7 protein-coding genes are annotated in these 7,404 nt (G+C 67.0%); 3 read left to right on the forward strand and 4 right to left on the reverse strand.

All coding sequences use genetic code 11. From position 1 onward, the window contains the following. Positions 1-10 precede the first annotated feature (10 nt). Genes cbiB through cobU form a run of 3 tightly spaced genes read left to right on the forward strand, consistent with a single transcriptional unit; the run spans position 11 to position 2,918 of the window. Positions 11-973 (forward strand): adenosylcobinamide-phosphate synthase CbiB, encoded by a 963-nt coding sequence (cbiB, locus tag L284_RS30755; protein WP_021233162.1) that lies wholly within the window; start codon positions 11-13, stop codon positions 971-973. Continuing rightward, the gene (locus L284_RS30760) at positions 961-2,415 is read left to right on the forward strand and encodes a cobyric acid synthase (protein ID WP_031341660.1); all 1,455 of its coding nucleotides are present in this window, start codon (positions 961-963) and stop codon (positions 2,413-2,415) included. Before cbiB ends, L284_RS30760 begins: the two co-directional genes overlap by 13 nt. After that, entirely contained in the window at positions 2,412-2,918 is a 507-nt protein-coding gene (gene cobU, locus L284_RS30765; RefSeq protein ID WP_021233164.1) for a bifunctional adenosylcobinamide kinase/adenosylcobinamide-phosphate guanylyltransferase, read from the forward strand. Before L284_RS30760 ends, cobU begins: the two co-directional genes overlap by 4 nt. 155 nt (positions 2,919-3,073) lie before the next feature. Here cobU and L284_RS30770 read toward each other — a convergent pair whose 3' ends face one another. The 4 genes from L284_RS30770 to flgA form a co-directional block, all read right to left on the reverse strand. Then, positions 3,074-4,918 carry a methyl-accepting chemotaxis protein gene (locus L284_RS30770; protein ID WP_031341661.1) on the reverse strand — a complete coding sequence of 615 codons (1,845 nt, stop codon included), beginning with the start codon at positions 4,916-4,918 and terminating at the stop codon, positions 3,074-3,076. A gap of 218 nt (positions 4,919-5,136) precedes the next feature. Then, on the reverse strand, positions 5,137-6,021 hold the full coding sequence (locus L284_RS30775) for a flagellin (RefSeq protein ID WP_021233166.1): 885 nt from the start codon (positions 6,019-6,021) through the stop codon (positions 5,137-5,139). 360 nt (positions 6,022-6,381) lie between these two features. Then, positions 6,382-7,158, reverse strand: coding sequence for a flagellar basal body L-ring protein FlgH (flgH, locus tag L284_RS30780; protein ID WP_021233167.1), 777 nt, complete (start codon positions 7,156-7,158; stop codon positions 6,382-6,384). 11 nt (positions 7,159-7,169) lie between these two features. Further along, positions 7,170-7,404, reverse strand: a 235-nt coding sequence (flgA, locus tag L284_RS30785; protein WP_021233168.1) for a flagellar basal body P-ring formation chaperone FlgA, incomplete at its 5' end; no start/stop codon positions are given.

Here is a 7,404-nt window from a genome sequence, read left to right on the forward strand (position 1 = left end):
AGGCGCCGACATGATCGCGCCCGTGGCGTTCGCCGCCATGGCGCTGGAAGGCGCCCTCGGCTGGCCGGCCAGGCTCCACGGTCTGGTCGGCCACCCGGTGGGTCTGTTCGCCAGGGTGATCTCCGGCAGCGAGCGCAAGCTCAATCGCGCCGAATGGTCGGATATGGCGAGGCGGGTCGCCGGTCTCCTGGCGATGCTTGCGCTCATCGCGGCCGTATCGGCCAGCATCGCCGTGGCGGTTTGGCTGGTGCGGGGCATGGCGGGGCCATGGGCCTGGCTCATCCTGGCCGTGCTGGCATGGCCGGCGCTGGCGGCGCGCAGTCTGGACGATCACGTTCGCCCGGTCCTCGCTGCGCTGGAGCGGGCCGATCTGGGCCAGGCGCGCGAGGCGGTCGGCATGATCGTCGGTCGCGACACGGCAAGGCTCGACGAGGCGGGCGTGGTCCGCGCCGCGATCGAGAGCCTGGCCGAGAGCTTTTGCGACGGCGTCGTCGCCCCCCTGTTCTGGCTCCTGCTTGGCGGGTTGCCGGGAGCCTGGGCCTACAAGGCGATCAACACGGCGGACAGCCTGGTCGGCCATCCCGAGGAGCCGCTGCGGGCTTATGGCTGGGCGGCGGCGCGGATCGACGATCTGGCGAATCTGGTCCCCGCGCGATTGGCGGGCGCGCTGCTTTGCCTGGCCGGAGGAAGCGGCTGCACCAGGGGCGTGGCCGTGATGCTGCGCGATCATGCCCGCCACGCCTCGCCCAATGCGGGATGGCCCGAGGCGGCGATGGCGGGCGTGCTCGGCGTGCGCCTCGCCGGGCCCATCGTCTACGACGGAGCCCTTGCCGCCAAGCCGTGGATCGGAGAGGAGGGCCGCGTGGCGGGGGTGGCGGACTTGCGGAGGGCTCTGGCGATCTACCGCCGGGCCTGCGTTCTCCTCGCGCTCGTTGCACTTGGCCTGGAAGCGGGGGTAGCATGGCTGGCTTGATGTTGCAGGGAACCGGCTCGGACGTCGGCAAGTCGGTGCTGGTGGCGGGGCTTTGCCGAGCCCTGAGCCATCGCGGGTTGAAGGTGCTCCCCTTCAAGCCCCAGAACATGTCGAACAATGCAGCGGTGACGCCGGAAGGCGGCGAGATCGGCCGGGCTCAGGCGCTGCAGGCACTGGCAGCGCGAGCCCCGCTTCATGTCGACATGAACCCCGTGCTGCTGAAGCCCCAGGCCGACCGCACCTCGCAGCTGGTGGTGCATGGTCAGGTGCGGGGCACGCTCGGCAGCGCAAATTTCCGTGAGGCGCGCCGCACTCTGCTGCCGGAAGTGATGGCCAGCTATCGGCGGTTGGAAGATCGCTGCGATCTCGTGGTGGTCGAAGGGGCGGGCTCTCCCGCCGAGATCAACTTGCGCGCCGGGGACATCGCCAACATGGGCTTCGCGCGTGAGGCCGGGGTGCCGGTCGTGCTCGTGGGCGACATCGACCGGGGCGGCGTCATCGCTGCCGTAGCGGGGACGCGCGCAGTGATCGATCCCGAGGATGCGGCGATGATCCGGGGCTTTCTCATCAACAAGTTTCGCGGCGATCCGGCTCTCTTCGCCGATGGCTATGCGGCCATCGCGCGCCTTTCGGGTTGGCGCGGCTACGGGGTCATGCCCTGGGCGAGCGCGGTCGGACGGCTGCCGAGCGAGGATGCGGTCGTGCTGGAGCGCGGACTGGGAGGTGGAAGCGGCAAGCTGCTGGTGGCGTGCCCGATCCTGCCGCGCATCGCCAATTTCGACGATCTCGACCCGCTGCGGCAGGAATCCGGCGTCGAGGTGGCGATGATCCCGCCGGGGACGCCGATCCCAAGCGAGGCGGCGCTGATCGTGCTGCCCGGTTCCAAGGCGACCAGGGCGGACATGGCCTTTCTCCGCGCCGAGGGCTGGGACATCGACGTGCTGGCCCATCGTCGGCGCGGCGGCCTGATCCTGGGCATCTGCGGGGGATACCAGATGCTGGGCCGCTCGATCGCCGATCCACTCGGCATCGAGGGCGCCCCGGGCGAGATCGCCGGACTGGGATTGCTCGACGTGACGACGGTGCTGGGGACACGCAAGGCGCTGCGCGAGGTCGCCGGCACGGCGCTGGGAGCGGAACTGGCCGGCTACGAGATGCACATGGGCGTCACCCGGCGCGGCGATGCGGCGCCGTTCGCCATGCTCGGCGGTGACCGGCCCGATGGAGCGGTGGACGCTTCGGGCAAGGTCATGGGCACCTATTGCCACGGGCTGCTGGCATCCACCGGCCTGCGCGCCGAACTCCTCGCGCGCCTGGGCGGGAACAGCGATGGGCTCGACCATCATGCCGGTGTCGACGCCGCGCTCGACGAGCTTGCCGCCGACATGGAGCGACATCTCGATATCGACGGCCTGCTGGCCCTCACGGAGTACCGCGGATGACAAGCACACTCGTCCTGGGCGGAGCCCGCTCAGGCAAGAGCCGCCATGCGCAGGCGCTTGCGGAGGCGGTTCCGGGGCGGTTGGCCTATATCGCGACGGCGCAGGCGCTCGATGACGAGATGGAGGCGCGGATCGCCCGTCACCGCGAGGATCGCAGCCCGCGCTGGATGACGCTGGAGGCGCCGGTGCAGCTTGTCGAAGGGATCGGAAAAGCGGCAAGGGAGGCGGATGCCGTGCTCGTCGATTGCCTGACCTTGTGGCTGTCGAACCTGATGCTGGCGGACGCGGCCTTGCAAATCCACTTCGACGGGCTCTGCCGGGCGATCGCCGCCTGTCCGAAGCCGCTGGTCCTGGTGGCGAACGAAGTGGGGCTGGGGATCGTGCCGGATACGCCCCTGGGACGGCGGTTTCGCGATGAAGCGGGGCGGCTCAACCAGCAAGTGGCGGCGACGGTCGAGCGCGCCGTGTTCGTGGCGGCGGGATTGCCGCTGACGCTGAAGTAGCCGGCAAAAAGAAAAAGCCGCCCGGGACAGGACGGCTTTTTCTTGTTCGTCATCCCGGACCTGATCCGGGATCGCTGTCGGTATTGAGGCGCCATCCCGCGCGAGGCGCGACATGGCCAGCGGTCCCGGATCAGGTCCGGGACGGCGGTATGCGCTTAGAAATCCATCCAGTCGTCGGCGGTGGCGAGCGCCTTCATCGGCTTGCGGATCGCGGCAGGCTGGACGGCAGCGACCTTTGCAGTGGCGACCGGACGCGGCGCGGCGCGCAGGCCCTCGTTGCCGGTGCGGAACATCGCGGCGCGGTCCGAAAGCGAGGTCACTTCGCTGTTCAGGTTGCGCGCGGCGGCCGAGGTTTCCTCGACCATCGCGGCGTTCTGCTGCGTCGCCTGGTCCATGGTGCCGATCGTCGCGCTGATCTCGGTGATCGTCGAGGACTGCGCCTGGTTGTCGCTGGCGATGTTGCTCAGCAGCGAGTGCACTTCGGTGACGTCGCCCGAGATGTTCTGCAAGGCGCCATCGACGCGCTGCACGGCTTCCACGGCGGTGCCGATGTCGGTCTGCGTGGCGGTCAGCTGCTCGCGGGCGCGCTTGGCTTCCTCTTCCGAGCGCATGGCAAGCGCCGAGACGAGGTCCGCCACGACGGCGAAACCGCGGCCGGCATCCCCTGCGCGGCCGGCCTCGACAGCGGCGTTCATGGCGAGAACGCGGGTCTGGAAGGCGATCTTGTCGAGGCCTTCGATCACCGAGTCGATGCCCTTGGCGCTTTCGGAGACGCGGCCCATGGCCTGCACCGCCTCGTCGGCGATCTCGCGGCCGGAACCGACCACCGTCATGGCGCCATCGGCGCGCTGCACAGTGCGACCGGCAGCGGCGGCGGTGGCGCGCAGGCGCTCGTCCATCTGGGTGATGGCGGCCGAGGTTTCCTCGAGGCTGGCGGCGTTGCTCTCGGTGCGACGCGCGAGGTCTTCCGAGGCCTGGGCGATTTCGCTGGAGCCGGTGCGGATGGCGACGGCGCTTTCGGCTACCGCGCCGATCAGTTCGCGCAAGGCGCTGACGGCCATGTTGAAGTTGTTCTTGAGTTCGCCGTAAGCCGGCGGGAACTCGGCGGTGATGTTCTGCGTGAGGTCGCCCTCGCTGATCGCCTGGAGGCTGGTGCGCAGGGTCGTGGTGACGACTTCCTGTTCCTTGGCGTGGGCGGCGTCGATCTCGGCGCGGGCGACGGCGGCGGCGCGGAACTGTTCGACGGCCTGAGCGATCTCGCCGATCTCATCGCCGCGCTCGCGGAAGGGCACGTCGGTCTTGCCGCCTTCGGCCAGAGTGGTGGTGACCTGGGCGATACGGCTCATCGGTGCGGCGACCGAGCGATTGATGAGCAGCCAGATGAACACGATCAGCGCCATGGCGGCCAGTGCCAGCGTCACGCAGAGGATCGTGGCGGTTTGGGCGGTCGCGGCACCATCTTCGGCCTTGCCGGCCACGCGCTTGCGAGTCAGTTCGATCAGCTTCTCAGTCTGCTCGATCATGTCGTGCGAGGCCTTCTTGCCCTCGGTCTTGATCATGGCCATGGCGGCATCGACATCGCCGGCGGTGCGCAGGGCGAAGATCCGGTCGTTCACTTCGGTCAGCGCGACCGCGCGGGTGCGCAGTTCGGCCACTTCGGGACCGAACGCCTCTTCGCCAATCAGCTTGTAGGCATCCACCGACTTCAGCAGTTCCTCGTCGCCTGCCTTCAGGCGATCGCGCAGGTTCTGGGCGTCGCTGGCGCTGGCGGCGTTGTAGTAGCTGTAGACGATGATCCGCAGTTCCTTGACGTTGCTGATCACGTCGGTGAGCGCGGACATGCCTGCCATGCCGCGCGAGACGTGCGATTCAGCGACGGCATTGAGTTCGCGCGTCGAAAGGAAACCGTTCAGGCCCACCACGGCGATCATCACGTTGATGATCGAAAAGGCCGCCCATAGCTTTTTGGGCAATCGCCAATTGTTAAAAAAATCAAGCATCAGTATTCCAGTTCCTGCTTGGGGGGTCGGCCCCGCCATGGGAGCGTCTTCTTCATTATAGCCCGGCGGGTGAATCGAGGGCGCGCGGCACCCGGAAATTCGTGGTGCAAGGCCGGTCGGGACTGCCCCGGAAAACGACAGAAGGCCGGGATGGCGAACCATCCCGGCCTTCCAGACGACCTGTCTCCCGGCGAACCGGGAGACCATCGACCTTCCAATTAACGGAAGAGCGACAGGATCGTCTGCGGCGCCTGGTTGGCGATCGACAGGGCCTGCGTGCCCAGCTGCGTCTGGACCTGAAGGGCCTGAAGCTTCGCCGATTCCTTGGCGAGGTCGGCATCGACGAGGTTACCGATACCGCTGGTCACCACGTCGGTCAGCTTGCTGTTGAACGACAGCTGGCCTTCGATCTGACGCGAAGCCGAGCCCAGCGCGCTGAGGCTGGTCTTGATCTCACCGAAGAAGGTGTTGAGCTTCCCGGTGAAGGCGTCAGCCGCCGTCTTGGCCGCGGTACCATCAGCTGCAGCGGCGATGGCATCGATGTCGGTGTCTGTGCCTGCTACGCCGAGAGCGGTGTCAGCCTTGGCGGTGAAGCCCTGGTTGTCAACTTTCAGCGTCTCAGTGCCCGAGATCGACTGAAGCGCGCTGACCTTACCGTTCGTAAGGGTGGCGGCAAGGCCATCGCCCTTCAGCAGGTTCGTACCGTTGAAGTCCGAACCGTCGATGATCGTGTTGATCTGCTTCTTCAGAGCGCTGAGGTCCTTGGCGATAGCCTTGCGGCTTTCGGCATCCAGACCCGCGTCCGAGGTTTCCAGAGTCTTCGACTTCATCTGGTTGACGAGATCGGAGATCTGCTCCGCACCGGCAACTGCGGTGTCGGTGACGCTCTTGGCGTTGTTGAGCGAGGAGGTAACCGCGCTCAGCTTGCCAAGGTCGCCGCGAAGCGTCTGAGCAACCGTGTACTTTGCCGAATCGTCCTTGGTCGAGGCAACGTTCAGGCCGGTGTTGATGCGGCTCTGGACAGTGCTCATGGACTTGTTGGTCGCGTTGAGGCTCTGGAGAGCGGCCATCGCGCCAGCATTGGTGTTAACCGAAAACGCCATTTTGTCTTCCTTCTAGAAAAGCAGGCCGATTCTGCGGCCAGATGGCGGGAGTGCCGCCATGCACGCAGCTGGTTCTTCCGGCTGCATGTTCATTCTAGGAAGATGGAAGAACGCTCCGGAATTTCCGCAAGAAAAAATTTGTCTCTCTGAGTTTGGGAGAAACTATTCCCCGTCATTGCGAGCGTAGCGAAGCAATCCAGAGTCTACGCCAGGCCGCGCTGGATTGCTTCGCTACGTTCGGTATGATGAAATCGAGGGTGATGGTGGCGGCATGCCAGAATGATGAATTTTGCAGATACGCGAAAGCCCTCTCCGACTACTGCCGGAGAGGCGCAATTCACTTTGCAACGATACGCCCCGTCAGAACGGGAACAGGGCGTCGTAGATCTGTTGTCCCCAACGTGCCTGCTGGGCGTCGGTCAGCTGGCCGCGTCCGCCGTAGCTGATCCGGGCCTCGGCGATCTGGGAGTGCTTGATCGAGTTGTCGCGGGCGATGTCCTCGGGCCGGATCACGCCGGTGACGACGAGTTCGCGCAGCTCGTAGTTGACGCGCACTTCCTGCTTGCCGCGGATCTGGAGGTTGCCGTTGGGCAGCACGCCGATCACGGTGGCCGCGACCGTCATGTTGATCTGCTCGCTGCGGGTCGTGTTGCCGACGCCGGTGGCGCTGGACTTCGAATCCGTGCTGACCAGATTGCCCGGGTCGGGGCTGCCCGGAAGGATCTTCGGGATCTGGCTTTCCAGGCCGAGCAGGGCGGCGATGCCGCCGCTCTCGCTGCCGTTGCGGGTGCGGGTGGTCGAGTTGGCCACCTGTGCATTGTCGGCGATGTTGATGCGGATCGTCACGATGTCGCCCACGCGCGAGGCGCGCTGGTCGCGGAAGAAGGCGCCGCCGCCGGTGCGGAACAGCGACGCGCCGCGCCCCTCGTCAGGCTGCCTCTGGCCATTGGCCGCCAGCGCCCGGTCATCGACCGAATGGTTGCCCAGCGACGGTTCGAGGCGCGGGGCCACCGGGTCTTCCGCCGCGGACATCTTCGGCGGCTTGCCCACGTTCTTGAGGCGCCCCACCGCGCCGCAGCCCGAAAGCAGGCTGGCGGCAAGCAGCACGGACACGAAAGGTGCGAAACGGTTCTTCACGGCCGGTCTCCCTACTGCGCGGTCATGCGCACGTTGCCCGCGCTCTCGGCCACGGCTTCGAGCGTGCGGTTGGTGGCGAGGTTGAGCACGCGCACATGCTCGCCGCGGGCGCCGTCGCTGAGCGCGCGGCCTGCCGAAGTGATCTTCAACCCGCCCGATACCAGCGAGATCGTCACCGCCTCGCCGCGCCGCACGAGGCGGGGCACGGCGAGGTCGGTCGAGCGCACCGGCGCGCCCGCATTGAGG

Source organism: Novosphingobium lindaniclasticum LE124 (assembly GCF_000445125.1).
Lineage (GTDB): Bacteria > Pseudomonadota > Alphaproteobacteria > Sphingomonadales > Sphingomonadaceae > Novosphingobium > Novosphingobium lindaniclasticum.